This is a genomic window from Burkholderia sp. Se-20373, assembly GCF_017104705.1.
Classification (GTDB): domain Bacteria; phylum Pseudomonadota; class Gammaproteobacteria; order Burkholderiales; family Burkholderiaceae; genus Burkholderia.
The window spans coordinates 1-26,000 of sequence record NZ_JAAGPH010000117.1 but is presented as its reverse complement, the minus strand read 5'-3'; the positions used below and the strand labels follow the sequence as shown (position 1 = coordinate 26,000).

At 65.3% G+C, this 26,000-nt stretch carries 20 protein-coding genes; 14 read left to right on the top strand and 6 right to left on the bottom strand.

Going from position 1 to position 26,000, the window contains the following annotated elements; genetic code table 11:
• Positions 1 to 180: 180 nt before the first annotated feature.
• Positions 181 to 498 carry a hypothetical protein gene (locus G3N96_RS29025; RefSeq protein WP_206139310.1) on the top strand — a complete coding sequence of 106 codons (318 nt, stop codon included), beginning with the start codon at positions 181 to 183 and terminating at the stop codon, positions 496 to 498.
• 89 nt (positions 499 to 587) lie between these two features.
• Here G3N96_RS29025 and icmH read toward each other — a convergent pair whose 3' ends face one another.
• The 3 genes from icmH to tssJ all read right to left on the bottom strand — a co-directional run bounded on the left by icmH (position 588) and on the right by tssJ (position 3,428).
• Positions 588 to 1,370, bottom strand: coding sequence for a type IVB secretion system protein IcmH/DotU (gene icmH / locus G3N96_RS29020; RefSeq protein ID WP_206139309.1), 783 nt, complete (start codon positions 1,368 to 1,370; stop codon positions 588 to 590).
• Positions 1,367 to 2,713 carry a type VI secretion system baseplate subunit TssK gene (gene tssK, locus G3N96_RS29015; RefSeq protein ID WP_039352024.1) on the bottom strand — a complete coding sequence of 449 codons (1,347 nt, stop codon included), beginning with the start codon at positions 2,711 to 2,713 and terminating at the stop codon, positions 1,367 to 1,369. The genes icmH and tssK overlap by 4 nt, the downstream gene beginning before the upstream one ends.
• A gap of 103 nt (positions 2,714 to 2,816) precedes the next feature.
• Complete coding sequence (gene tssJ / locus G3N96_RS29010; RefSeq protein ID WP_089424355.1) at positions 2,817 to 3,428, bottom strand: type VI secretion system lipoprotein TssJ; 612 nt, start codon at positions 3,426 to 3,428, stop codon at positions 2,817 to 2,819.
• 374 nt (positions 3,429 to 3,802) lie between these two features.
• On the opposite strand from tssJ, the gene G3N96_RS29005 reads away from it, so the two are divergent.
• The 13 genes from G3N96_RS29005 to G3N96_RS28945 all read left to right on the top strand — a co-directional run bounded on the left by G3N96_RS29005 (position 3,803) and on the right by G3N96_RS28945 (position 21,820).
• Entirely contained in the window at positions 3,803 to 4,432 is a 630-nt protein-coding gene (locus G3N96_RS29005) for a tetratricopeptide repeat protein (RefSeq protein ID WP_089439098.1), read from the top strand.
• 46 nt (positions 4,433 to 4,478) lie between these two features.
• Positions 4,479 to 4,994: a type VI secretion system contractile sheath small subunit gene (gene tssB, locus G3N96_RS29000; protein WP_027783377.1), complete on the top strand. Its 516-nt coding sequence runs from the start codon at positions 4,479 to 4,481 to the stop codon at positions 4,992 to 4,994.
• Between the two features lie 15 nt (positions 4,995 to 5,009).
• A complete protein-coding gene (gene tssC / locus G3N96_RS28995) occupies positions 5,010 to 6,500 on the top strand; it encodes a type VI secretion system contractile sheath large subunit (RefSeq protein ID WP_011350759.1) in 1,491 nt (496 codons plus the stop codon).
• Positions 6,501 to 6,570: 70 nt separating this feature from the next.
• Complete coding sequence (locus G3N96_RS28990) at positions 6,571 to 7,074, top strand: type VI secretion system tube protein Hcp (RefSeq protein ID WP_006477093.1); 504 nt, start codon at positions 6,571 to 6,573, stop codon at positions 7,072 to 7,074.
• A gap of 343 nt (positions 7,075 to 7,417) precedes the next feature.
• Entirely contained in the window at positions 7,418 to 7,903 is a 486-nt protein-coding gene (gene tssE, locus G3N96_RS28985; protein ID WP_021161818.1) for a type VI secretion system baseplate subunit TssE, read from the top strand.
• Positions 7,904 to 7,980: 77 nt separating this feature from the next.
• Positions 7,981 to 9,816, top strand: coding sequence for a type VI secretion system baseplate subunit TssF (gene tssF / locus G3N96_RS28980; protein WP_089455487.1), 1,836 nt, complete (start codon positions 7,981 to 7,983; stop codon positions 9,814 to 9,816).
• Entirely contained in the window at positions 9,780 to 10,880 is a 1,101-nt protein-coding gene (tssG, locus tag G3N96_RS28975; RefSeq protein ID WP_124584628.1) for a type VI secretion system baseplate subunit TssG, read from the top strand. The genes tssF and tssG overlap by 37 nt, the downstream gene beginning before the upstream one ends.
• Positions 10,881 to 10,932: 52 nt before the next feature.
• Positions 10,933 to 13,602: a type VI secretion system ATPase TssH gene (tssH, locus tag G3N96_RS28970; protein WP_206139308.1), complete on the top strand. Its 2,670-nt coding sequence runs from the start codon at positions 10,933 to 10,935 to the stop codon at positions 13,600 to 13,602.
• A 42-nt stretch (positions 13,603 to 13,644) separates the two neighbouring features.
• A complete protein-coding gene (gene tssA / locus G3N96_RS28965) occupies positions 13,645 to 14,766 on the top strand; it encodes a type VI secretion system protein TssA (protein ID WP_206139307.1) in 1,122 nt (373 codons plus the stop codon).
• A gap of 122 nt (positions 14,767 to 14,888) precedes the next feature.
• On the top strand, positions 14,889 to 17,447 hold the full coding sequence (locus G3N96_RS28960; RefSeq protein WP_206139306.1) for a type VI secretion system Vgr family protein: 2,559 nt from the start codon (positions 14,889 to 14,891) through the stop codon (positions 17,445 to 17,447).
• Entirely contained in the window at positions 17,447 to 18,496 is a 1,050-nt protein-coding gene (locus tag G3N96_RS28955) for a DUF4123 domain-containing protein (RefSeq protein WP_206139305.1), read from the top strand. The genes G3N96_RS28960 and G3N96_RS28955 overlap by 1 nt, the downstream gene beginning before the upstream one ends.
• A gap of 155 nt (positions 18,497 to 18,651) precedes the next feature.
• Positions 18,652 to 19,572 carry a DUF3304 domain-containing protein gene (locus tag G3N96_RS28950; RefSeq protein WP_206139304.1) on the top strand — a complete coding sequence of 307 codons (921 nt, stop codon included), beginning with the start codon at positions 18,652 to 18,654 and terminating at the stop codon, positions 19,570 to 19,572.
• The gene (locus tag G3N96_RS28945; RefSeq protein ID WP_206139303.1) at positions 19,559 to 21,820 is read left to right on the top strand and encodes a DUF2235 domain-containing protein; all 2,262 of its coding nucleotides are present in this window, start codon (positions 19,559 to 19,561) and stop codon (positions 21,818 to 21,820) included. Before G3N96_RS28950 ends, G3N96_RS28945 begins: the two co-directional genes overlap by 14 nt.
• Positions 21,821 to 21,901: 81 nt before the next feature.
• Here G3N96_RS28945 and G3N96_RS28940 read toward each other — a convergent pair whose 3' ends face one another.
• From G3N96_RS28940 to G3N96_RS28930, 3 genes are all read right to left on the bottom strand, one after another.
• Positions 21,902 to 22,864 carry an OmpA family protein gene (locus G3N96_RS28940; protein ID WP_206139302.1) on the bottom strand — a complete coding sequence of 321 codons (963 nt, stop codon included), beginning with the start codon at positions 22,862 to 22,864 and terminating at the stop codon, positions 21,902 to 21,904.
• A 4-nt stretch (positions 22,865 to 22,868) separates the two neighbouring features.
• The gene (tagF, locus tag G3N96_RS28935; RefSeq protein ID WP_124584644.1) at positions 22,869 to 23,858 is read right to left on the bottom strand and encodes a type VI secretion system-associated protein TagF; all 990 of its coding nucleotides are present in this window, start codon (positions 23,856 to 23,858) and stop codon (positions 22,869 to 22,871) included.
• A partial coding sequence (locus G3N96_RS28930) for an ImcF-related family protein (protein ID WP_277399462.1) occupies positions 23,855 to 26,000 on the bottom strand: 2,146 nt, incomplete at its 5' end. The genes tagF and G3N96_RS28930, both read right to left, overlap by 4 nt.

Sequence of the window (26,000 nt, the reverse complement as noted above, 5' to 3'; positions counted from 1 at the left end):
GCGGTCCGCCTTCGACTGGAAATCAGCGATGAACCAGTTTGCTATCCTGTTCGGAGAGCGATTTATGCAGGCGCGCGGATAACGTGCTGTTCAACCGCCTCGCCCACAAAAATGCGGACAGGTTCGCTGCGTCGCAGTTTCAGCGCATTGACTTCCGTTCAGTTACAACCGCAATACCCCATGTCGACCACCCCCGCGACCGTCGTGTCGCTGAAACACATTCTCGAACGCCCGGGCGATTTCTCCGGATGGCTCTATCTCCCGCCGATGCCGTGGACGCTCGACACGGAAGGTGCATTCTTCGAAGACACCAAAGACGCTGAAGACGAAGCCGTGCCGGCCATCGCCCGGCAGCCTGGCTTGCACGTGACGCTGGACAGCGCGATGATCGAGGACATCGTGATCAACGCGCACGACCAGATCGACGAACCGACGCTCGCTCAGTTGTTCGACGCGTTCGTGTTCTACGTCGACAACGACGCGTTCATCCTGTTCTGACGTCACACCGCGAGCACACCACAACAAAAAAAGGACCGCCAAGCGGTCCTTTTTTCATGAAGCATCAACGCTGGAGCGAAGCCCACCCCTCAAGGCAACGAAATCGTCAAATTAGCCGACTCCGGCCCGACCTTGATGACTTGGGAATAAGGCGCCAGCGCCTGCAGCGTCTTGTCCTTGAGATACGTGTTGAGCCCGAGATACCCAAGCAGCGCAACCAGCGCAAAAACCGCCCCGATCGCCCAAACCGGCACTTCACGCTGGAGTCGATGCGCGATCTGATCCGGCAGCGGCCAATGCGGCGCAAACGCGGCCCGCTTGCCCTTCATATGCGCGATCTCGTCGCCCAGCCGCGCAGTCAGATAAGCCAGCTTCTCCGGCCCCTCGAGCAGATACTTCCCCTGGAACCCGAGCAGCAGGCACATATGAAACACCTCGAGCGACTGCAGCCGCGCCGCACCCTGCGCGCGGCAATCCTCGAGATACTGAAAAAACTTCTCGCCCGCGAGCTGCTCGCCGAACAGCACGAGCTGCAGCGGCCGGCGTTCCCACTCCGTGCGGATCTTGAACTGCGACGACAGCACCATCTCGTCGATCGCCGCGCAGAACGCGAACTTCGCGCCGTACACGTCTTCAGCGGCGATATTCAGCTTCTTCGCGCCGCGCTCGAAGTCCGACAGGAATTCCTGGATGCGCGTGCTGAACTCGCCCGCGCTCTCTGGCTCCCGCCCGTTCTTGAGCAGGAACAGCATGAAGAACCCGTCGTACAGCAGGTCGAGCAGCGAACGGGCCTGGAACGAGGCGTCGGTCGATGCCGGCGTATGCAGGGGTGCCGGCGCGTTGTCGCCGAACAGGGAAGGCGCGTAGCTCATGATGTGACCGCGATCAGTTCGAATTTCAGGTCATTGATGCCAGTCGGCGCGTAGATCATCGCGGACTGGGCCTGCAGCATGCGCTCGTACAGCGGGCTACGCGAATCGAGCGCGAAGTAGCATGCGCCGGGGCGCACCGGAATCGCGGGCGGCACCTGCGGCGTGTACGAGAGCCGCACGCCGGGCATTGCCGACAGCACGAGCTTGTCGACGTCGTCGGGCGCGCCGACCTTGAAGCGGGCCGGCACCGCATCGACGAGCTCGACGCTCGGCATGTCCGCGGACACCGCCAGGTAGAACTCGGTCTTGTCGTCGATCTTGCCGGAATCGAGGCGGCCGAGGTGGAACGACGGGCGCACCTCGTCGAGCGTGATCGCGAAGTAGCGCGTCGAGATCACGGTATCGAGCAGCTCGCGCAGCATCAGGTCGAGACGCGCGAAGCTCGGGCCCGGGTCGTCATGGCGGTACACCGGCAGGTCCGCGAGCGTATAGCCCTTCGAGAACGTCATCAGCTGGCCTGCGAGGCGCAGCAGTTCCTGGAACAGCCGCTCCGGGTGCAGCGCCGAATGCTGGTGCAGGTGTGCGAGCGTCGCGAACGCGGCGTTCGCGGTGTGCAGCAGCCAGAACGACGCGATGTCGCCCGAGCGGAACTCGATGATGTTCTTCGACGGCTCGCGGTGGAAGCCGTACAGCGCGTTCACCTTCGCCTGCAGCGCGTCGACGAGCTGGCGCAGCCGCTGGTGGAGGATCGGCGACGCGTCGATCGCGAGGCACGGCGGCACGAAGCTGTCGTCGATCTCGAAACCGGACGTCGCGGTGCGGCGCACGCGCACGAGCGGCACCGACAGCAGCTGGTCGCGCGGTTCGCTGTGCGCGATCAGCTTGACCTGCGTCTTCAGGAACGTGATGTCGGCTTCGGCGGCGTCGGTGAAGTTGTCGCCGACGCTCGTCTGCTCGCTGACGAAGCGCGTCATGAAGCCGGCGGCCGGATCGTCGCTGTAGTTGGTGCCGTTCTCGCGCAGCGGGTGCAGCGCGAGATAGAACACGAATTCGTTGATGCCGTCAGGCAGCGTGTCCAGCGCGATCGGCGGCGGCAGGTCGTCGGCCTGCGGCGCGGCATACAGCGCGCCGTCCGGGAACACGAGCGCAAGCTCGGCCACCCGCAGCACGTTGCTGCCGAGCGCATCGCGGTCGATGCGCACCGAGCGCACGCCCCAGTTGTACGGCTGGATCGCCTGGATCGATTCGAACAGGCGCGCTTCGTGGTACGCGTCCTGTCGCTGAAAGTGTTGAGGCCGGAGGAACAGCCCTTCCCCCCACAGCACCTTGGCCGAATAACTCATGTCAAATCCGGTTAATGTCGCGTTGCGATGTAATCGATTTGTTCGTGCCCGAATTAAATCGCCAATTGTTAACTCTTGTTAATTGACATTCGTGCGTCATTGTTTAACCGCAGGAGACCGAAGAAAGCAAATTCAGCGGTTGTGAAGGCGCACCCTGTTGCGGTGCGATGACAGTGCCGTCGGTGACCGTCATCGCGCAATTATGCAGGCCGATGATTATGCCGGATTTCTCCGACTTCACCGGGTCGAACGTCAGTTTCCATCGTTGCAGTGCGGGATCGCGGAACAGCGCGACGATGCCGAATGCCTGCGCTTCGCGCGAAACCTTCTCGGTCGCCGTATAGCGCTGGCCCGGAATCAGCGTGATTTCACGCACGTTGAGCAAATCGGCACCCAATGCGGCCTTTTCCTTGGTCGGATCCGTGAATGCGTCGAACGGCGCCTGCTGGAACGACGTCGGGTCCTTCAGCGTATAGAGCCGCACGACGAGCGCGAGCGGCTTGTGGTCGGTCGCGGCATTGAGGTTCGGCGCGGCGGCGAGGGTGATGCCGAGGTTGCGCGGCGGCTTCTGCGCGTCGGGCACCTCGGGCTTGCCGATGCCGGCCGCGGACATCACGGCGCTCGCGGCCGAGCCGAGCAGCGGGGCGGCCGCGCATCCGGCCAGAAGGGCGCAGGCAACCAGTGGCAGCGCGTAGCGAATCATCAACGATCTCATCGTGTTTCCGGCGGGCTGCCTTTTATCCCTGTCAAATCTGCCGGGTATTTCCGCGTTTGCTGCGTATCCCCGGCATTGCACTGTTCAACTATTAAGCACGCCCGCGTCGAGGCAGGCGCCCGGAAAATTTTGCCGCCGTCCGGGCGGCGCGTCGCGAAACCAGTAAAACTTGCCCGTCCCGGCCGAAAGAAAAATCGCTGCGAGCCCGCTGCGAGAGGCCATTGGAGGGGGTAGCGCCCGGTTTTAAAAGGAATTACTCTTCACACGACGATTGAATTATGAAAAATTGATCGGTACTATACCCGCGCGCTTCTTGCAAAGCAAAAGAACCAGATTCTCAACGATTTAAAACTCACGCGCCGGTGGATATAACGATGAAAGACCGTCTCTTCGCAAAACTGTCTGGGGTAGTAGTGGCTTGCGGCGTGATCGCCGGTTGTGCGAGCCAGCCTCCCGCGCCGCCGACCGCCGACGTGTTCAACAAGTCGCTGGCGGATGCGGACGCAGTTGCGAAGGCAGGGGATCAGGACAAGGCCCTCGGCCTGTATCAGCAGCTCGCGAAGTCGGATCCGACGCGCGAAGAGCCGTGGTCGCGCATCGCGCAAATCCAGTTCGCCCAGAACCATTACGGTCAGGCAATCGTTGCCGCGCAGGAAGCGCTGCAGCGCGACGCGACCGACCGTCAGGCGAAGAGCGTGCTGGCCGTGGCCGGCCTGCGGATCGCGACGCAGTCGCTCGGCGAGCTGCGCCAGGATTCGTCGCTCGCGGGTGACGCGAAGTCGGATGCACAGGCGCTCGCGAAGCAGCTGCGCGATACGCTGGGCGAATCGGCGCTGTTCCCGCCGGAAACGAAGGTCGTGAAGCCGCGCCAACCGCGCCGTGTCGTCCATCGTCCGAAGGCCGGCGCTGCACCGGCGGCCGAAGCAGCGGCGACCAGCACGCCGACGCCGCCCGCCACGCCGCAGAAGGGCGGCGCGGACCCGTTCGGCGCACTGCGCAACTGACCGCAACACTGACGCGATAACCACAACTAACCTGGGAGCCGTCGAGATGGCCAAGAAAGAAAGCATTCAGAAAAGCTTGCAGAAAATACGGCCGCCGCGCGTCCAATTGACCTACGAGGTCGAGAAGGGCGATGCGATCGAGGTGAAGGAACTGCCGTTCGTCGTCGGGGTCGTCGGCGATCTGGCGGGCCAGTCCGAAATCGAGCAGCCGAAGCTGCGCGACCGTAAATTCGTCAACATCGATCGCGACAATTTCGACGACGTGATGAAGGCGATCGAGCCGCGTGCCGCGTTCCAGGTGGAAAACCGCCTGAGCCCGGAAGGCGGCAAGTTCGCGGTCGACCTGAAGTTCCGCTCGCTGTCGGATTTCAGTCCGGACGAAGTCGTCGAACAGGTCGAGCCGCTGCGCCGCCTGCTCGAGGCGCGCTCGAAGCTCGCCGACCTGCGCAACAAGCTCGCCGGCAACGACAAGCTCGAGGATCTGCTGTCCGAGGTGCTGAAGAACACGCAGCAGCTGCAGGAGCTCGCGAAGGGCACGGGCAGCGACAAAGACGGCGAATGACGACGGAGTGTTGAGATGAACCAGCAAACGGCTGCGGCCCAAGCGAGCGGCGCGGACTACGCCGCCGGGACTTCGTTGCTCGACGACATCGTCGAGAAGAGCAAGGTCGCGAAATCCGATTCCGAGCATGCGCGTGCGAAGGACCTGATCGGCGAACTCGTGCACCAGGTGCTCGACGGCACGGTGATCGTGTCGGACAACCTGTCGGCCACGATCGACGCGCGCGTCGCGGAACTGGACCGCCTGATTTCCACGCAGCTTTCCGCGGTGATGCACGCGCCGGAATTCCAGCGCCTCGAAAGCACGTGGCGCGGGATGGACTACCTGGTCAAGGAAAGCAACACCGGCCAGACGATCAAGATCAAGGCGCTGCACGCACCGAAGCGCGACCTCGTGCGCGATTTCAAGGGCGCGAGCGAGTTCGACCAGAGCGCGCTGTTCAAGAAGGTCTACGAAGAAGAATTCGGCACGTTCGGCGGCTCGCCGTTCGGTGCGCTGATCGGCGATTACGAGATCTCGCGCCAGCCGGAAGACATGTACTTCATCGAGCAGATGTCGCACGTCGCGGCCGCCGCGCATGCGCCGTTCATCGCGTCGGCGTCGCCCGAACTGCTCGGCCTCGAGTCGTTCTCCGATCTCGGCAAGCCGCGCGACCTGGGCAAGGTGTTCGATACGGTCGAATATGCGAAGTGGAAGTCGTTCCGCGACGCCGAAGATTCGCGCTACGTCGGCCTGACGCTGCCGCGCTTCCTCGGCCGCCTGCCGTTCAATCCGAAGGACGGCCAGACCGCGGAGAATTTCAACTTCGTCGAGGATGTCGACGGCACCGACCACGACAAGTACCTGTGGTGCAACGCCGCGTGGGCGTTCGCTGCGCGCCTGACGGCCGCATTCGACGACTTCGGCTGGTGCGCGGCGATCCGCGGCGTCGAAGGCGGCGGCCTCGTCGAGGACCTGCCGACCCACACGTTCAAGACCGACGACGGTGAAGTCGCGCTGAAGTGCCCGACCGAAATCGCGATCACCGATCGCCGCGAGAAGGAGCTGAGCGACCTCGGCTTCATCCCGCTCGTCCATTGCAAGAACTCAGATTACGCCGCGTTCTTCGCTGCGCAGTCGGTGCAGAAACCCAAGAAATACAGCACCGACAGCGCGAATGCGAACGCCGTCCTGTCCGCCCAGCTTCAGTACATCTTCTCGGTATCGCGCGTCGCGCACTACCTGAAGGCGATGATGCGGGACAAGATCGGCAGCTTCGCATCGGCGCAGAACGTGGAGACTTTCCTCAACCGGTGGATTTCGCAGTACGTCCTGCTCGACGACAACGCCTCGCAGGAACAGAAAGCGCAATTTCCGCTGCGCGAGGCATCCATACAAGTGTCGGAGATTCCGGGCAAGCCGGGCTCGTATCGTTCGGTCGCCTTCCTGCGCCCGCACTTCCAGCTCGACGAACTCTCGATTTCTCTGCGACTTGTCGCTGATCTGCCCAAACCGGCAAATTCATAAGCGAGTAAATCGCCCGGGCGGGCCGCCTGGGTAGGACGTTAAAACCACCTCTTTGGGGAGTCGAAGGGCCATGTTACATATGCACTTGCAGTTTGGTAGTCCCGCGGTGAAGGGCGAATCCGCGGACAAGGACCACCAGGGCTGGATCGAGCTGAAATCGTGGGATCACTCGATCGTTCAGCCGCGTTCGGCAACCGCATCGACCGCTGGCGGTCACACGATGACGCGTTGCGAACACGGCGACATGATCTTCACGAAGGAAATCGATTCGTCGAGCCCGCTGCTGTACCAACACGCTTCGGGCGGCACCACGTTCGACGAGGTGACGGTCCATTTCTCGCGCGCTGACGGTGAAGGCAAGCGCGTGCAGTATCTGGAAGTCAAGCTCAAGTACGTGATCATCTCGAGCATCGCCCCGAGCGTTCGCGAAGAAGGTCTGCCGCTCGAGACGTTCTCGCTGAAGTACGCAGCTGTGCAGTGGAAGCAAACCCAGCAGAAGATCGGCGGCAACCAGGGCGGCAACACGCAAGGCGCCTGGAGTCTGACGAAGAACGACAAGACCTACGCGGTCTAAGGTCGGTTGCGGCAACGGGGCGCTCGGCGTCCCCGTTGCCGTTTTCGCTGTGAATCAGGGCCTGTTCCCGCTCATGACGGGCTTGCGCTGGCCGCCAGAAGGGCCGAGCGCAAGGAATGGGACGCTGCGAATACCGAACGTATTCGCAAGGAGCATGACGCCGCGATCGGCCCTTCTGGCGGCCAGCCCGGCGAATGTTTTTTAATCAGGGGAACGTACGTTGCCGGCCGTATTGCGGCGTCGATCGTTGCTTGTTTGGCGCGGCCAAACGGCGCTCCTCTCTCCTTGCACTACGACCGGCAACGCACGTTCGCAAGCCCGTTATGAGCGGGAACAGGCCCTAATGAAACGATTCGAACCCAGTTTTCTCGACAAGCTGTTCGACGACGAACCGCACCTGCCGGCCTCGGCAGCGATGCGGCAATTGTCGCTGGACGAGCTCAAGAACACGGTCGCCCGCGACGTCGAGGCGATCCTCAACACCCGTATTGCCCACACCGAGAACGAGCTGGCCACGCTGCCGGAGTGCCAGAAGTCGGTGCTGACCTACGGGCTGAACGATTTCGCTGGGCTGAGCCTGGCAAGTCACTACGATCGCGCGTTCATCTGCAAGTCGATCCAGCAGGCCATCGCACGCCACGAGCCGCGCCTGCAGCAGGTGCAGGTGACGTTCGAGCTGAACGAGCAGGCCACCAACGCGCTTTACTTCGCGATCCAGGCGCTGCTCGTCGTGCACCCGGCCGAGGAGCCGGTGAGTTTCGACGCGATGCTGCAGCCCTCGACGCTGCAGTATTCGGTCACGCGCGCACGCGCCGCAAGAATGCAGTAAATCAAGCCGCCGAGCGGGCCGGACCGCCCGGTGGTGGATCAGGGTCCGGCAGGAAATATTGAGGTTCGGGGTCGTCGATGGAAGAATTGCTGCCGTATTACGAGCGCGAATTATCGTTTTTGCGGCGCTATTCGCGAGATTTCGCCGAACGCTATCCGAAGATCGCGGCGCGGCTCGCGCTGTCGGGCGAGCATTGCGAGGATCCGCACGTCGAGCGGATGATCGAGTCGTTCGCGCTGCTCGGCGCGCGCATCAACAAGAAGCTCGACGACGATTACCCGGAATTCACCGAAGCGCTGCTGGAAGTGCTGTATCCGCACTACCTGCGGCCGTTCCCGTCATGCTCGATCGCGCAGTTCACGCCGGCGTCGCCCGGCCAGCAGACCGAACCGGTCGTGATCGATCGCGGCACCGAGCTGAAGAGCCGCCCGATCCGCGGCGTGCAGTGCCGGTTCCGCACCGCCTATGACGTGACGCTCGCGCCGATCCGCATCTCGGAAGCCCGCTTTACGCCGGTCGCGCTCGCGCCGAGCGCGACGGTGCTGCCGTCGAACGCGACGGGCGTGATCTCGATCACGTTCGAATCGCTCGCCGCGCAGCTCGATCTCGGCGCGCTGAAGCTGCCGACGCTGCGCGCGCACCTGCACGGCGAACAGTCGTTCGTCGCCGCGCTGACCGACTGCCTGTTCGTCAACGTGCTCGGCGCGTATGTCGAGCCCGAACGCAACGGCCGCTGGACCGCACTGCGCAAGCTGCCGATCGCGCACGCCGGCTTCGACGAGGACGACGCGCTGATCGACTATCCGGCGAAATCGCATCCCGCGTATCGGCTGCTCACCGAATACTTCGCGTTCCCCGACAAGTTCGATTTCGTCGACTTCGACATCGCGGCGATCGCGCGCGCGAGCGGCCGCTGCCAGCGCGCGACGCTGCATCTCGTGCTGCAGGACGTGCGCAGCGATTCGCATGTCGCGCGGCTGCTCGAACTGCTGACGGCGAGCCACTTCCGGCTGTTTTGCACGCCGATCGTCAACCTGTTCCGCCAGCACGGCGAACCGATCCGCATCACGCACCGCGCGGTGTCCTATCCGGTGATCGCCGAGGCGCGGCGCGCGTTCGCGTACGAGGTGTATTCGATCGATTCGGTGAAGCTCGTGAGGCAGCAGGCACACGAGGAATCGGTGATCGAGTTCCGGCCCTTCTATTCGCTGCATCACGGCGAATCGGCGCGGATCGGCCATTACTGGTTCGCGCGCCGCAACGACTGGGTCGCGCAGAAGAGCCCCGGCTACGAAACCGAGATCTCGATCGTCGACATCGATTTCGAGCCGACGTCGCCGCAGACCGACACGCTGAGCCTCGACCTCACCTGCACGAACCGCGACCTGCCGGCGATGCTCGCGTTCGGGCTCGAAGGCGGCGACCTGTTCCAGGAAGGCGGCGCGCAGACGAGCGGCATTTCACTGCTGCGCCGCCCGACGCAGAGCGTGCGCTTCGAGCGCGGCCGCGCCGCGCACTGGCGGCTCGTGTCGCACCTCGCGCTCAATCACGTGTCGCTGGTCGCGCATGGCCTCGCGCCGCTGAAGGAAATGCTGACGCTGTACGACCTGCGGCGCACCGCCGTGTCGATGCGCCAGATCGACGGCCTGGCCGGCATCGAGCAGCGCGGCGCCGTGCAGTGGCTGCCCGGCAAGCCGTTCGCGACCTTCGTGCGCGGCATCGAGATCCGCCTGACGATCGACGAGGAACACTTCGTCGGCGCGAGCCTGGCCTCGTTCGTGCGCGTGCTCGACAGCTTCTTCGGGCTGTACGTGCACCTCAACAGTTTCGTTCAACTAGTCGTCGTGTCGAAGCGCACCGGCGAGGAGATCATCCGATGCAAGCCCCGGACCGGCGAATCGATCCTGGCGTAGTCGACGCGCTGCTCGACGAACCGCACCGCTTCGAGTTCTTCCAGGCGGTGCGCGTGCTCGAAGGGCTGTTCGCGCGGCAGGCGTCGGACGCGCCCGGCGCGTGGCGGCAGGGCGACGTGGTCGCGCAGCGCATCGAATTCCGCAACACGCTGTCGCTCGGCTTTCCGCCGAGCGAGATCGAAGGCGCGCGTTCGTTCGGCGACGACGGCACCCACCTCGACACGGGCGAGGCGCGCGGCGCCGCGCTCGCGGCCGGTGAGCTCGGCCACGTCGAGCTGACGCCCGCGTTCTTCGGGCTGCTGGGCGGGCAGGGCGCGCTGCCGCTGCATTACACCGAGCAGATCGTCGCGCGCGAGCACCTGAAGCGCGACCATGCGGCGCGTGCCTTCTTCGACGTGTTCTCGAACCGCGCGACCGCGCTGTTCTATGCCGCGTGGAAGAAATACCGGCTGCCGTTCCATTACGAGCTCGACCGCGACGAGCGCTATCTGCCGCTGCTGCTCGCGATCGCGGGCGTGCCGAGCGACGAGGTGCGCGACAGCCTCGCGGCCGGCGTGGGCGGCGTGCTCGACGAGGCCGTGGCCGGCTATGCGCTCGCCGCACGGCACCGCCCGATGTCGGCCGCCTACCTGCAGCGCACGCTGTCCGACTATTTCCGCGTGCCGGTGAAGATCGACCAGTTCGTCGGCAAGTGGTACGACGTGCCGCCCGACCAGCTGAGCGTGCTCGGCGAAGTCAACGCGGTGCTCGGCGCGACGGCGCTCGTCGGCGAACGCGTATGGCAGCGCGACATGCGCGCGCGGATCGTCGTCGGCCCGTTGTCCAAGCGTGACTACGAGGCGTTCCTGCCCGGCGGCGCGCACGCCATCGCACTGGAGCGGATGCTGACGCTGCTCGCCGGCGTCACGCTCGAATACGAAGTGAAGCTCGTACTCAAGCGCACCGAGGTCGGCGCGAGCGTGCTCGGCGCGGGCTCGCGGCTCGGCTGGGACGCGTTCCTCTGCACGCGCGACGCGATAGAGGACCGCTCCGACGCCCGCTACGAACTGCACGTGATTCATTGATTCACTCATTCCAAACGACAACAAACACGCAATCGAACCTGAGATCGACGCCATGAGCACGCCTCTGAAGACCCTGATCACGAAACTGAACCCGCTGTGCCGCCACGCGACCGAGCGTGCGGCGAGCGCGTGCCTGGCGCGCGGCCACTACGAGGTCGATCTCGAGCATCTGTTCCTCGCGCTACTCGACGAAGCGACGGGTGACCTGCCGCTCGCACTGCGCGCGAGCCGCGTCGATCCGCACGCGCTGCACGCCGATCTCGAGCGCGAACTGACGCGCCTGAAGACGGGCAACACGCGCACGCCGGTGTTCTCCGTGCACCTGATCGCGCTGTTCGAACAGGCCTGGCTGATCGCGTCGCTCGACTCGCAGCTCGGCCGCATCCGTTCGGGGCACCTGCTGCTCGCGCTGCTGACCGCGCCCGATCTCGCGCAGTTCGCGCAGCGGATGTCGTCGCAGTTCGCGGAAATGAACGTGACGGACCTGAAGCACAAGTTCGACGAGATCATGGCCGGCTCGAGCGAAGCCGAGCCGCGTCAGGCGGACGACGAAGGCAGCGACGTCGCGCCGGCCGCCGACGGCTTCGCCCCTGCGGCCGGCCCGTCGAAGACGCCCGCGCTCGACACGTACACGACCAACCTCACGCAGCGCGCACGCGACGGCAAGATCGACCCGGTGATCGGCCGCGAAGCCGAGATTCGCCAGGCGATCGACATCCTGATGCGCCGCCGCCAGAACAACCCGATCATGACCGGGGAGGCCGGCGTCGGCAAAACCGCGGTCGTCGAGGGCCTCGCGCTGCGCATCGCGGCCGACGACGTGCCGCCGCCGCTGCGCGGCGTCGCGTTGCACGTGCTCGACATGGGGCTGCTGCAGGCCGGCGCGAGCGTGAAGGGCGAGTTCGAGAACCGCCTGAAGAGCGTGATCGACGAGGTGAAGAAGAGCGCGCACCCGATCATCCTGTTCATCGACGAGGCGCACACGATCATCGGCGCGGGCGGCCAGGCCGGCCAGAACGACGCGGCGAACCTGCTGAAGCCGGCGCTCGCGCGCGGCGAGCTGCGCACGATCGCGGCGACGACGTGGAGCGAATACAAGAAGTACTTCGAGAAGGATGCGGCGCTCGCGCGGCGCTTCCAGGTCGTGAAGGTCGAGGAGCCGAGCGAGCCGCTCGCGGCCGCGATGCTGCGCGGGATGTCCGGCCTGATGGAGAAGCACTTCAACGTGCGGATCCTCGACGACGCGATCACCGAGGCCGTGCGTCTGTCGCACCGCTACATCAGCGGCCGCCAGCTGCCGGACAAGGCGATCAGCGTGCTCGACACCGCGTGCGCGAAGGTCGCGCTCGCGCACAGCGCGACGCCGGCGGCGATCGACGACACGAAGAAGCGCATCGAGCGGATCGACGCGGAGATCGCGTCGCTGGAGCGCGAGGCAGCGGGCGGCGCGTCGCACGACGAGCGGCTCGGCGAGCTGCGCGGCACGCGCGACACGGCGCTCGAACAACTGGCGAAGGACGAAGCGCGCTATGAAGCCGAGCGCGTGATCGTCGCCGAGATCACCGAACTGCGCGAAGCGCTCGACAAGGCGCGCGGCCCGTCGGAAGACGGCCAGCCGGTCGACGTGCAGGCCACCCGCGACACGCTCGCCGAACGGGTCGCGGCGCTGCACGCACTGCAGGGCGGCGAGCCGATGGTGCCGCTGCAGGTCGATGGCCACGTGGTGGCCGAGATCGTCGCCGCGTGGACGGGCATTCCGCTCGGCCGGATGGTGAAGGACGAGATCGACACCGTGATGAACCTGCAGCCGCTGCTCGCCGCGCGCGTGATCGGCCAGGACCACGCGCTGGAAGCGATCGCGCAGCGCGTGCGCACCGCGACCGCGAGCCTCGAGGATCCGAACAAGCCGCGCGGCGTGTTCATGTTCGTCGGGCCGTCGGGCGTCGGCAAGACCGAGACGGCGCTCGCGCTGGCCGACATCCTGTACGGCGGCGAGCGCAAGATGGTCACGATCAACATGAGCGAGTACCAGGAAGCGCACAGCGTGTCGGGCCTGAAGGGCTCGCCGCCGGGCTACGTCGGCTACGGCGAAGGCGGCGTGCTGACCGAGGCCGTGCGCCGCAACCCGTATTCCGTCGTGCTGCTCGACGAGGTCGAGAAGGCGCACCCGGACGTGCTCGAGATGTTCTTCCAGGTGTTCGACAAGGGCGCGATGGACGATGCGGAAGGCCGCGAGATCGACTTCCGCAACACGCTGATCATCCTGACGTCGAACGTCGGTTCGTCCGCGGTGATGCAGGCGTGCCTGAACAAGCCGGCCGAGGAGCTGCCCGATCCGGACGCGCTCGCCGAGACGCTGCGCCCGCAGCTGTACAAGACCTTCAAGCCCGCGTTCCTCGGGCGGATGAAGGTCGTGCCGTACTACCCGATTTCCGACGACGTGCTGGCCGAGATCATCGAGCTGAAGCTCGAGCGGATCCGCCGCCGGATCGAGGCGAACCACAAGGCCGCGTTCGAATGGGACGAGTCGCTCGTCGAGGCGGTGCTCGCACGCTGCACCGAGGTCGATTCGGGCGCCCGCAACGTCGACCACATCCTGAACGGCACGCTGCTGCCGGAGATCGCGGGCCACGTGCTCGGCCGGATCGCCGACGGCGAGGCCATCGCGCGCATCGCGGTGCGCGCGGACGAGGCCGGCGAATTCACGTACACCGTCGAATGAGCGCGGCCGTGCAACGCAAGCATTTGATGAACTGACCGAACCATGCCGATCAATCTCCCCGAGCTGCTGACGCCGATCAGCGATGCGTCGCCCAGCGGCGACGACCTGCTGTTTTCGAACGAATTCGACGCGATCCAGGATGCGCGGCGCTACGACGATCCGACGCTCGACCAGGGCGAGTGGGTGACCGAGATCAAGGAGGCCGACTGGGGCTTCGTGGTCGACCATGCGGGCGAGCTGCTGCGCACACGCACGAAGGACCTGCGGCTCGCCGTGTGGCTGACCGAGGCGCTCGCGCTCGAGGACGGCATCACCGGCCTCACCGAAGGCTATGCGCTGCTCGAGGGCCTGTGCCGCGACTTCTGGGACACCGTGCACCCGCTGCCCGAGGACGGCGACACCGAGCACCGGCTCGGCAACGTCGCGTGGCTGTCCGGCCGCACGGCCGAGCTGCTGCGCGCGGTGCCGATGACGGACGGCGCGTCGAACGCGTTCAGCACGCTCGACTGGGAAGTGGCGCAGCACGTCGCGCAGGCCATCAAGCGCGACCCCGAACATGCGGACGACATCGCACGCGGCAAGCCGTCGATCGAGCAGATCGATTCGTCGCGGCGCGTGACGTCGATCGCGTTCTACACCGCGTTGCTCGCGAACCTGAAGGCGTTCGAATTCGCGCTCGATGCGTTCGAGGAGCGGCTCGTCGAGCGCGCGGGCGATTCGGCGCCGAGCTTCCGGCAGGCGCGCGATGCGTTCGAGACCGTGTACCGGCTCGCCGAGCGCTTTGCGCGCGAGCAGGGCTATACGGGCAGCGCGCCGCACACGCAGGCGGCGCAGCAGGCGCAGCCCGAGCGCATCGAGCCGGTGTTCGGCAACCCGATCCAGACGGAGGACACTCACGTGCAGCCGCAGCCCGTTCCGCGCGCCCCGGTGACGCAGATGATCGCCGGCATCCAGAACCGTGCGCAGGCCGTCGACCAGTTGCGCGCGGTCGCCCGTTACTTCCGCCAGACCGAGCCGCACAGCCCGGTCGCGTATCTCGCCGACAAGGCCGCCGAATGGGCCGACATGCCGCTGCACAAGTGGCTCGAGAGCGTCGTGAAGGACGACGGCTCGCTGTCGCATATTCGTGAGTTGCTCGGTGTGAGGCCGGACGAGCAGTCGTGAGCGACGATGTGCTGGCGGCGCGCATGACGCGAGCCCGGACGCCGTCGTGTGGTGAGGGAAGAGTTCTTTCCTGAGCGCGCGGGCCCCGGCGGGTTCGCGGCAAACAAGAAGGTGAGTGACGCATGAACGCGACAGAACTGGCGCAGGCGATTCGCGGCGGCCTGATTCAGCAGGACCGCCTGCTGAAGACGGACATCCCGTCGTTGCCGGATCATGCGCTCGTACCGCGCCGGGCCATGACCCGTTCCGAACTGGGGCGCGATTTCAGCGTGACGCTCGATCTCGTGTCCACCGCGAGCGACGTCGGACTCAAGACGCTGATCGCGCAGCCGATGACGCTGTGGATCCAGCAAGCGGACCGGTCGTATCGCCCGATCAACGGCTATGTCCATACGGCGCGCCGGCTCGGCGCGGACGGCGGCCTGTCGAGCTACCAGCTCACCTTTGCGTCGTGGATGTACTTCCTCAAGTTCCGCAGCGACATGCGGTATTGGCAGGATCAGAGCGTCGACGCGATCCTCGCCGACGTGTTCGACGCGCATCCTCAGGCCAAGGGCCGGTATCAGTTCGCGTTGTCGAAGCCGCTGCCGTCGCGCTCGTACTGCCGCCAGAACGAAACCGACTGGAACTTCGTGCATCGCCTGATGGAGGACGAAGGGCTGTTCGGTTTCTGGCGGCATGCCGACGACGGCAAGACGCATACGCTCGTCATTACCGACGATCTGCATGCGGTCGACGAGCTGGCGCCGAGGGCCGTCGGCTTCGATCGCTCGGGAACGGGCGCGGAAACGACCGGTTTTACGCAATGGGCTGCGTCGAGGACCCTGCAGAGCACGCTGCACACGACGCGCACGTTCGACTACAAGTCGCCGTCGTCCGTGGGTAATCCGAACGGCACGATGCTGCCGACCAAGGCCGGCCAGGGCGATCTGCCGGATCAGGCGGAAATCTACGAATACACGGGCGCCTACACGTATCCGGGCCAGGACCGCGGCGAACATCTGTCGAAGATCCGTCTCGAGGAATGGGAGTCGCGCGCGAAACGCTTCTTCGGCGTGGGCGGCGTACGCGGGATCGATGCGGGCCGGCGCTTCGCGCTGGTCGATCATCCGGAGCACGACCGCGATCCGGAGCGCGATCGTGAGTTCGCGGCGATCGGCGTGACACGCTACATCGAGAACAACTTGCCGCTGTCGGACCACGAAGCGAACTTCCCGCACAGCCTGCAGGCGCGGCTCGCGCGGGCCAAAGCCGCGTACGGTGCGGCGGCCGCGTTCGAAGTCGGGCACGAAGACGGTTCGGCCGGGTTCTATCTCGTCGAGGTCGAAGCGCAATGTGCGACGGTGCCGTATCGCAGCCCGTTCGAGCACAAGAAGCCCGTGATGCAGCTCGAGACGGCCGTCGTCGTCGGGCCGAAGGGCGAAGAGGTATATACGGACGCGCTGAACCGCATCAAGGTCATGTTCGTCTGGGATCGGCAGAACGAGGGCACCGAAACCGCGTCGTGCTGGATGCGAGTCGTGCAGTCGGATACCGGCGGCGGCTACGGCGCCGTCCATATTCCGCGGGTCGGCGAGGAAGTGCTGATCGGTTACATCGGCGGGGACTGCGACCGGCCGATCGTGATGCATCGCGTCTACAACGGGGCAACCAGGCCGCAGTGGCATAGCGACGGCATCCTGTCGGGCTTCCGGTCGAAGGAGTATGCGGGGTCGGGGCACAACGAGATGGTGCTCGACGACGCGACCGGCCAGAACCGTGCACGCCTGTTCAGCAGCAGTTCGAATTCGCTGTTGCATCTCGGCTACCTGATCGAGCAGAACGGCAACACGCGGGGTGCGTATCTCGGCTCGGGGTTCGACTTGCGCACGGATGCATACGGCGCCGTGCGCGCCGGGCAGGGGCTGTACGTCACGACGCATCCGAAGCAGGCGAACAGCCAGCCGCTCGACGTGCGCGAGACGCAACAGCAGCTCGTCAATGCCGAGGGGCTGATCGAATCGTTGTCGCAGGTCAGCGAAGCGCATCAGGCGGAAAGCCTCGGCAACGGTCAAGACGCGCTGAAGACGTTCACCGACGCGACGCAGGAGAGCTTGGCGGGCGCGTCGTCGGGCGGCCGGACCGCCGGCGGCGGGACGGGGAACGCGAATGCGTTCAAGGAGCCGGTGATGCTGTTCGCGAGTCCGGCGGGGATCGGGATGGCGTCGCAGCAGTCGGTACACCTCGCGAGCGACCGGCAGACCAATATCGTCAGCGGTCAAAGCACCTTCATCACGAGCGGCAAGTCGCTGATCGCCGGCATCCGCGACCGCATCAGCCTGTTCGCGCAGAACGCCGGAATGAAGCTGTTCGCCGCGAAGGGCAACGTCGAGGTCCAGGCGCACGCGGACAACATCGAGCTTACCGCGCAGAAGAGCGTGAAGCTGGTGGCGGCGACCGAGGCCGTCGATGTGGCCGCGAAGCAGGAGGTCCTGCTGACGTCGGGCGGCGCCTATATCCGGATCAAGGGCGGCAACATCGAGATTCACGCGCCGGGGAAGATCGATTTCAAGGGCGCGCAGCACCCGTTCAGCGGGCCGACGAGCATGCAGTATCCGCTGCCCGCGATGCCGGGCGGCACGTGCAAGCAATGCGTGCTGAACGCGCATAGCGGGCGCGAATCGATGGTCGAGGCGGATTGATGGACGAGGTCAACGACACGGGCGATGTGGTCGATCGGGACGACGCCGTCGAGCCAGGCGAAGCCGTCGACACCGTGCCGAATCCGCGCGAGCCGGCGTGGCCGGCGTTCCTGGAAACACTGAAGGCTTCGCTGGCGCATGCGGACGACGACGGCAGGGCGATGCGGCTTTATGTGCTCGTCGATACGCGCGGCTATCAGGAGCTGGATGTGCAGCTCGCGACGGTGCGCGGCCTGCGCTATGTGTCGCTCTGGGGCGATACCGGGCTCGATGCCTATACGGATATCGCGCCGTACCTGATCGCGTTCGAGCGCGACGCGCTCGACGACGAGCATGGCGGGCAGCATCGGCTGCTGCGTCAGCTGTGGCTCGATGCAGTCGACCTGCATGCGGTGACGTGGCTTTGGTCGACGTGGACGTTCGATGCGCTCGACGCGCATCTGCGCCGGTATGTGCAGTACAAGCTGCCCAATGGTCGCTCGTACTACCTGTTTTTCTTCGACAACCACGTATTCGAACGTCTGCGGCAGGTGTGGAGCGATGCGCAGGCGCGGCAGTTCGTTGCGCCGTTCACCGAGATCCGATATCGCGATAGGCGGCTCGACGAGGTCGTGTGGCGCAATGAGGCGCCGGCGATCGAAGGCGCGGCGCTGGCGGGCGATGCGCCGGGCCTGGGCGAGCAGCAGCACGCTCGGTTGATCGAGCTCGGGTATCCGGACAAGCTCGTGCTGAAGTTTCGCGAGACGATGGGGGCGGTGGTCGAGCACTTGTCGGATGTGGAGCTGTATGAGCGGGTCGTCGAGCAACTGGCACGCGCGGCCAACTACGGGATCGTCGACGAGCAGCAGGCGTTGTATTACGTATTGACCGGCGTGCAGGTCGCCCCCCGATTCGACGAGCATCCGGCAGTGCAGGCTTGTCTTGTGGCCGTGTCTTGCGGAGAGAAGAGTCTCGACGATGCGCTGTTGACGATCGATGACGCGACGTGGAATACGATTCGTGACGACTACGATCGCAGCCTTCTGGAGGAACGCAGCGGTGTGGCGTAAGTCTGCGATTGCCGCTTGCGACGGCAAGGTCGATACACGCACGGCGTGGATGCCTAAGAGGCCGCTGTTCGACTCATCGAACGAAAATATCAAGCTGGTCGTCGTGCCTGCAGGTCCTGACGGCATGCTGCCGCGGCCATGTGAAGAGAGTGCTTATGCCTGATGTCATGCAATACGCTGCACCGGAATTCCGTGCGATCGTTCCAGGCCGACGTGGTGCGCGCGCGGCTCGCGGAAGGTTCTCCGCGGCGTTGCGAGTCGCCGCGGCAGGCTTGTTGTTCGTGTCGATGGCGGCATGCAGCAAGTCCGATCCGACCTACACCAGCATTTCGACCGAGGCGCTGAATTACCTGCCGTACAACCTCGTTCGGTTCACGATCACCGACCAGTTCGGCAACAAGGCACGCGGCGGCGGCGATCTCGAACCTGGGGCAGGCGAGGGCAGCATCGCCTGTTGCTACTTGCTGAAGGGCACCGATTTCAAGGTTCAGTGGACGTATTACGATGCCGACGACTGGCGGCCGGGTGAGCAGGTGAAGAAACAGCAGGCGGAGGCGGACGTTTCGTTCCCGCCGACCAAGCAGCCGGATTCGATCGGCTCGCGCATTTTCGAGGTTCACTTCTATCCTGATCATCATGTCGAATTGGCATTTCCCGGTCAGATGCTGGGCAGTAGCCGATTGCCGATCGTCGACGTGTCGCGTGACCTGACGAAACGGTACGGCAAGCGGCTCGACAAGAAGTACGAGGACAGTGACGCACAGTCGCATCGCCGGATTTCGAGAACCGTTGCGGAAGCCTGGATCAAGTACCGCTTCACCGATCGGAGCGACCTCGAGCAATACGCGTATTACGCGCTGCTGGTGAATCCCCGGTTCGACGCGCACCCGGAGGTGCAGAAACTCATTCAGTCGAGCAAGGGGAAGCCGGGCGCATTCGCGAAGGCGGCCGCCGCACTGTCGCCGGCGGTTGTGAAGGCGCTCGGGCAGAACCAATTCCAGGCAGTCGCGGTGCCGTCGATTCCAGCGGGGCTGGTGCCGCCGCCACGTGAGGAGAATGGTCATGGCCGGAGCTAACGATCGAAACGCCATTCGACTCGATCCGGACGATGCTACGCCGCAGAGTGTTCGAATGGCCGTCGACAGGATGGCGACGGCCAACTATCCGAAAGGGGACTGTCTGCCGTGCGGAGCGACGATCCGTATCGGTGTGTTCTTCGATGCGTTCGGTCGCAGCAAGGACGAGGACGATCCGGACAGCGGGCTGTACTCGAACATTTCACGCCTTTACGATGCGCACCGCATCAACACGGACATCGATCGTCCCGTGAATCAGTTCTGGTTCCGGCTCTACTATTCGGGTCTCGGGACGGATCTCAATGCGGATGCCAAGTCGAACGCCTGGCTCAACGCCGGCCTCGCCGCGGGGAAAATGATCGGCAAGAAGGTGCTCGACGCAGCGAAGGGCGTCGGGGAGTCGGTCGCTCGCGTGAACCAGCCGATCAAGCAACTGGACGTGAAAGGTCGCATGACGACGGCAGCCAAGCAGTCCGCCTCGGAGTTCTCGTTTCGGCCGATGCTGAATGCGTTCAACGACTTCAAGAAAGACATCCAGAACATTCCCCGAACCGCGCGCCGCATCGCGAACGTGCTGGATGCGTCGCCGGAGCGGATCTGGGAGCGCACGAAGGCGGGCGGCATCGCCGTGTTCCGGAACGCGAAGAACGACTTGAAGCGCAATCCTCTCAAGATCGTGCAATCGACAGTTCGTCAGGTTATTACGGGAATCGCGATCGAAAACGTACCGATCGTGCGCGACTCCCAGGTCATGAGCGCGTATTTCGGTACCGGTGTCGATTCACGGCTCGTTGCCGCGAAGGACCAGTTGGAAAAGGCGATCGAGGCGGTCAAGGGGCAGACGTCGAAGATTCGAAAGATCGAGGTATCGGTGTTTGGCGCGGATCGTGGTTGCGTCCTGGCACGCACGTTCGTCAACGATCTGGCGACCAAGTACAAACGCCGCGACGACCAGGATCTTGCGATCAATGGCGTACCGCTGGAAATAAAGTTCGTCGGCCTGCTGGATGCGGTGTCGTCGATCATGTCGGAAGAGGCCGGCGAGATTATCGGCATCCTGCCGTTTCTCGGAACCATCAAGCCGAATTACAAGGACCGGTCGCTGGCCGTGCCCGCAAGCGTTCAGCGATGTGTGCATTTCGCCGCCGCTCACGAGATGCGTATGTACCAGCGCCTCGACAGCCTGGAGAAGACGCGTGCCGAGCAGCGACTCTATCCGGGAACGAGCAGCGATATCGCGGGCGGCTCGTTGCATGGCTCGCTGGGTTTCAATGCGGAGCTCATGCGCATTCCGCTCAGGGACATGCTGTTCGAAGCGCTCAAGGCCGGGAGTGCGCTTCTTGACATGGAAACGCTGGCCAAGCGGCGGCCTGACGTATTCAGCCGCTTTTCGATTGCGACGCCGATCACCTACGAAGGCAAGCAATACAAGATCAAGGCGCTGGTCGACGCGTACCGCAAGGTCGTTCCGGATACACAGGGCGTGAACTTTCTGCCGCATGCGGAGGTGTTCCTGCGCTGGATCGCCGTGCGATACCAAGATCCGGAATTCCGTCACTCGGTGACCGACCCGGCGACCGAGTGGCGCAAGGACGTCGAAAAGGCTGATTACGACCGGCGCGACGCAAAGGCGAAGCTTGACTGGGCGATGATGGGCAGCCAGCGGATGGACTCGCCGGAGATCCAGAAGCTGAAGCTCGCGAAGCAGGCGGCGGACAAGCGCTACAACGATCTATGGAGTGACGTCCCGCCGAGCAACTACACGACGGTCTGGCAGCGCCTCGACAAGGAAGCGAAGGAGATGACCGGCAAGTGGGAGAAGATGCGGCCGGAATACGAGGCCCAACAGCAGCGCCGCTTCACGCAGTCGTTCAACAACAAGCTGACCTATACGCCGCTGATCCTCGCGCCTGCGTTTGCTCGCCACGTCGAGCTGAATGAGGACGAAGTGGCGCTGGTCAAGGCCTGGGAGCAGGGGTATGCGGGGAAGAACCCGCTTCCGTCCGAGGTGATGGCGATGTTCGACATGCTCGTCCACGATACGTTGCTGACGAGTTGGCAGGATCACGTGCTCGCGCCGTCACTGTACTTCAGGACACGGGACAAGGACGTGTTCGGAAAGACGGACTATGCGAAGGAAGACAAGCAGCGCAAGAGCGACGATCTCACCGCCGAACGGATCGAACAGGCGAGCAAGCAGAGCCAGCAATGGGCGCAAAGCTACCAGGGGACACCGCCGAAACATTGACGTCATTCAGCGGCGCACGATCGTGTTCCGCTGACACCCCGTGACACCGGGGCGGCTCATCGCGAGCCGCCCTCCGCAAATTTACTGCCCCACCCGAAACTCGATCCGCCGATTCCGCGCCCGCCCATCCGCCGTATCGTTCGGCGCGATCGGCTGATCCGGCCCGACGCCCGTCGTCGTCATCTGCTGCGGCGGAATGCTCTTCGTGATCAGGTAGCCCTTCACCGAATCCGCGCGCGCCTGGCTCAGCGCGATGTTCGACGTGCGGTTCCCGGAGTTGTCGGTGTGGCCGATGATGTCGACCGTGCGGTTCTGCATCTTCGCGAGCGCGGCCGCCATCTGGTCGAGGATCAGCTTGCCCTGCGGCGTGAGCGTCGCGCTGCCCGTCTCGAACTCGATCGTCCGGTTCGCGAGCGTCTGGTCGAGCACGCCCTGTTCGGACGCCGACACGCGCAGCCCGTTCTTGATCGTATACGTCGGGTTCAGCGTGTTCGCCATGTCGCTCGCGAGCTGCTGGCGTTGCGCCTCGTTGTGCACCTCGCCCTTCATCTCGATCTGCGTGCCGTTGATCTTCAGCTGCCCCTTGCTGATCTGCTTGAGCTGCGTGCCGAGCAGCTTCTGCACGTTCGCGCTCCAGTTCGGCGGCGTGGCGACGTCACCCACCTCGATCTGGTCGACGACGTTCGTCGCGCCGTAGGTATCGCGCAGCTTCTGCAGCACGGCGGCCTTGGTCGCCTCGTCGGGCACCTTGCCGCCGACGACCACCTGGCCGGGCGTCGCGGTCGCGGGCGGCGGCGTGACGGTGTTCGCGGTGCCGGCCGTGCCGTGCACGACGGCGCCGGACGCCGTCCCCGGCGCGGCGCCGGGGTTCGCGGACAGCGCGGTGGTCGCGACCGTGCCGTTGCCGACCGGCGTGACGGTCGCGCCGGTGTTCTGCGCGAAGGCCGCGCCGCTGGCGAAGAGCCCGGCAGCGAGGAGGGCGGCGACGGCGGGCGAGCGCGCGGCCGAAAAGCGCGTGCGCCGGGCTTCAATCGTGCGATGCATCCCGTCAGCCTCCGATGAACGCTTCGCGGAACGCGTCGATGGCGACACGCAGCGAGAGTTGCGGTTGGTCGAGGTAGCTGACGAGCTTGCTGATCTGGTGATCGTTTTGCGCATGGGCGTCGATCCACTCGGGATCGTCGATGTCGATGTTGTGGGCGGCGTAGGTCTGCGGGTCGACGACGCTCAGCAGTGTCTTCGCCGACGCGCCGTTGAAGCCGATGATGAGCCGTTCGCGCTCGGCGATCGTGCCGATGAAGATCGCGAGCTCGAAGTCGGCCTGCGCGACGAACGGCGCGATCAGTTCGAGCCAGAACGCGGCGACGAGGCTTCGATAGAACGGATCGACCGGCAGCGGCAGCGTGAGGCCGCGCTCGATGTGCGACGAGCCGCTCTGCATCACCGGCCGCAGCAGCGAGCCGAGCGCGAGCATCGCGCCGCGCAGCCGCACCGGATGACCGCTTTCGAGCAGCATTTCCTGGAGGCCGTGCAGCGTCTGGTGCTCGACGAAATCGTTGAAGGTGCCGTCATGCGACGTGCCGGGGCCGCCGACGTCGATCGGCACCTGCGTGTCGCCGAGCGCCTGCAGCGCGCCGGGCGGCTCGTCCTTGCCGAGCAGCGGCGGGATCTGCGTGGCGACGCGCGACCACAGCCGCGCGAACGCGAGCGGGCTGCGCGCGAGGAACGCGAGCGGCCGGTCGACCTCGAGCGCGGTCGCGCCGAGGAACGGGAAGCGGCGCATCGACACGTCGTGGCTCGCGACCATGTGGCCCGCGATCGCGAGCTTGCTGCGCGAGCCGAGGAACGCGAAATGCATCGGTTTCGCATCCTCGTAGACGAGCTTCCAGCGCGGATCTTCCGCAAGCAGCTCGAGCGCCTGCGCGATCCAGCGGTCGAGCGTCTGCAGCAACTGCGGGTTGTGCGGGCTCTTCACGAAGTCGCCGCGCGACGGAATCTTGCCGAAGTAGGCGATCTGCGCCTGTACGGTTTGCGTCATTGCGCCCCCTGGGCATGCGTTGCGTTGGCGGCCGCGACGGCCGGCGCTGCGGCCGGCGTGCCCGTGCCGGCGGTCTGGGTTGCGTTCTGCGCGGCGCCCGCGCTCGCGTCGGCGACCGACGACGGCAGCTGCAGGCCGCGCAGGCTCTGCTGCTGCGGCTGGTCACCGCCGCCGCCGGACGGTTGCGACGTGCTGATGATGCGCATCGTCACCGACACGTTCACGCTGCCTTGCGCCCACGTCAGGTCGAAGGTGCCGTCCGGACGGCGCTTGCGTTGCGCCGAGTTGATCAGCTTCTCGAGACCGTAGCGGCCCGGCTCGTTGACGAGCTGCACCGTGCGGCCGTCGAAGGTCGTCGCGGACAGCGTCGCGCCCGGCGAGCCCTGCGGGTTCGGCCACACGAAGTTGGTCCACTGCGGCGGCGTGTTGCGGTAGCGCAGCTGCTGGCCGTCGATCGCGATCGTGTATTCCGTCGTGCCCGTGCTCGGCTGCGGCAGGATCTGGAACACCGTCTGCGGCTCGGACGACGCGGCGGCGCTGCCGGCCGCACCGCCGGCGAGCGGCGCGACCCAGCGTGCGAAGCCGTTCGTGAAGTCCGGCGTGAGGCCGATGCCCATGTCGCCCCACGTGCGGGCGGCGAGGGTGTCGCCGCGGCGCACCGCGAGCGGCCCGAGCGTCGTGCCGACGAACTTCGCGATCGAGCCGTCCGGACCGAACACCTGCGCGATTTCACCGGCGCCGGCCTCGACCTTCGCGCTCGCCGCGAACGGGTACTTCGTCGCGAGCGAGTTCTGGAACGGCTGGTAGACCTGCGCGTTCCACACCTTGTTGACTTCGGCGCTGGCCGGCTGGATCACGACCGCGAACGCCTGCATCAGCGGCCGCACCAGCAGCGGACGCAGCGACTTGCGTTGCGAGTCGGTGAGGCCCGTCAGCATCTGCTCGTCGACGAGCTTCAGCGAATCGGCGAGTTCCGACCCGTTGCCGTCGAGCGTCTGCTGCATCAGCTGGCGTGCGCCCGGGCCCGGGTCGCCCTGGTTCTTGATCACGTTGAAGCGCGTGCGGACCTTCGACAGCGATTCCATGTAGCCCTTGAGCATCGACGTGCCGTCATGCAACGCGACGATCCGCGCGAGCCCGATGAACTCCTGGCCGATCGGACCCATCGGCACCTCGGCCGGATTGCCGTTGATGTCGATGTTGGCGGCCGCCACCTGGCCGGCCGGCGAGCGCGAGAACAGTTGCTTGACCCAGTTCACGACGCCCGTCTGCGCCTTCTTGATCGTCACGTTCGCGAGCGACGGGTTGTCCCACGAAGTCTGGTCGTACGCGGTCTCGAGGATCTTGCGGATCGGCGAATCCTGCGGGTCGCCGAGGCGGTTCATCCCGTCGACGGCCTGGCCGAAGCTGCTGAAGCCCTGCACCGCGATGCCCTGCATGAACTTCTGCCAGTGCTGCGCGTACTCGGTCTTGTACATGCCGACCAGCGTCTTCTGGATCTGCTCGGGGCTGCCCTCGAGCGTCAGGTCGTCCTGCGTCGACGTGTTCAGCACCCAGTCCTTCGCCTGCAGTTCCTTGGTCGCCGCGTCGCGGATCGCCGGCTGCACGTAGTCGAACCACGCTTCGCGCGTGAACGTGCCCGGAATCGCGTAGCTGCCGGCCACGAGCCCCTGGTTGCCGTCGCCGACGATGCGCGCGATGGTCATCGGCGCGAAGCGGGTCGACGCGCGTGCCTTGATTTCCTCATAGACGCGCTGGCGGGCCGGCATCCCGCGCACGACGTGGCGCAGGTTCTCGCGGGTCTGGTCGACGAGCGCGAGGTTCGCGTCGATCATCGGCCAGTCGTCGTCGTTCACGCGGGCCAGGTAGAACGAGATCATGCGCTCCGCGCTCTTGATCATCTCGTCACGCGGCATGTTGCCGCGATTCGTCTCGAGCCAGCCGCGCCAGAAGCGGGCGAGCTGGTCGGTCAGGTGCGCCTGCTCGACGTGGCGCTTGTCGGACAGCATCAGGTACGTCTTGAGCGCGTTGTACGCGTCCTGCACGTTGGTCGGCGATGCGTCGCTGTAGAGGCCGCCCTGCGGTGCGGCCGGCTGCTGCGCCGCGGCCGGCGCGGCGCCGGACGCGGCCAGTGCGGCACCG

Coding starts and splice junctions, on each gene's coding strand:
- G3N96_RS29025 (WP_206139310.1), top strand. CDS start 181: ATGTCGACCACCCCCGCGACCGTCGTGTCGCTGAAACACATTCTCGAA.
- icmH (WP_206139309.1), bottom strand. CDS start 1,370: ATGAGCTACGCGCCTTCCCTGTTCGGCGACAACGCGCCGGCACCCCTG.
- tssK (WP_039352024.1), bottom strand. CDS start 2,713: ATGAGTTATTCGGCCAAGGTGCTGTGGGGGGAAGGGCTGTTCCTCCGG.
- tssJ (WP_089424355.1), bottom strand. CDS start 3,428: ATGAGATCGTTGATGATTCGCTACGCGCTGCCACTGGTTGCCTGCGCC.
- G3N96_RS29005 (WP_089439098.1), top strand. CDS start 3,803: ATGAAAGACCGTCTCTTCGCAAAACTGTCTGGGGTAGTAGTGGCTTGC.
- tssB (WP_027783377.1), top strand. CDS start 4,479: ATGGCCAAGAAAGAAAGCATTCAGAAAAGCTTGCAGAAAATACGGCCG.
- tssC (WP_011350759.1), top strand. CDS start 5,010: ATGAACCAGCAAACGGCTGCGGCCCAAGCGAGCGGCGCGGACTACGCC.
- G3N96_RS28990 (WP_006477093.1), top strand. CDS start 6,571: ATGTTACATATGCACTTGCAGTTTGGTAGTCCCGCGGTGAAGGGCGAA.
- tssE (WP_021161818.1), top strand. CDS start 7,418: ATGAAACGATTCGAACCCAGTTTTCTCGACAAGCTGTTCGACGACGAA.
- tssF (WP_089455487.1), top strand. CDS start 7,981: ATGGAAGAATTGCTGCCGTATTACGAGCGCGAATTATCGTTTTTGCGG.
- tssG (WP_124584628.1), top strand. CDS start 9,780: ATGCAAGCCCCGGACCGGCGAATCGATCCTGGCGTAGTCGACGCGCTG.
- tssH (WP_206139308.1), top strand. CDS start 10,933: ATGAGCACGCCTCTGAAGACCCTGATCACGAAACTGAACCCGCTGTGC.
- tssA (WP_206139307.1), top strand. CDS start 13,645: ATGCCGATCAATCTCCCCGAGCTGCTGACGCCGATCAGCGATGCGTCG.
- G3N96_RS28960 (WP_206139306.1), top strand. CDS start 14,889: ATGAACGCGACAGAACTGGCGCAGGCGATTCGCGGCGGCCTGATTCAG.
- G3N96_RS28955 (WP_206139305.1), top strand. CDS start 17,447: ATGGACGAGGTCAACGACACGGGCGATGTGGTCGATCGGGACGACGCC.
- G3N96_RS28950 (WP_206139304.1), top strand. CDS start 18,652: ATGCCTGATGTCATGCAATACGCTGCACCGGAATTCCGTGCGATCGTT.
- G3N96_RS28945 (WP_206139303.1), top strand. CDS start 19,559: ATGGCCGGAGCTAACGATCGAAACGCCATTCGACTCGATCCGGACGAT.
- G3N96_RS28940 (WP_206139302.1), bottom strand. CDS start 22,864: ATGCATCGCACGATTGAAGCCCGGCGCACGCGCTTTTCGGCCGCGCGC.
- tagF (WP_124584644.1), bottom strand. CDS start 23,858: ATGACGCAAACCGTACAGGCGCAGATCGCCTACTTCGGCAAGATTCCG.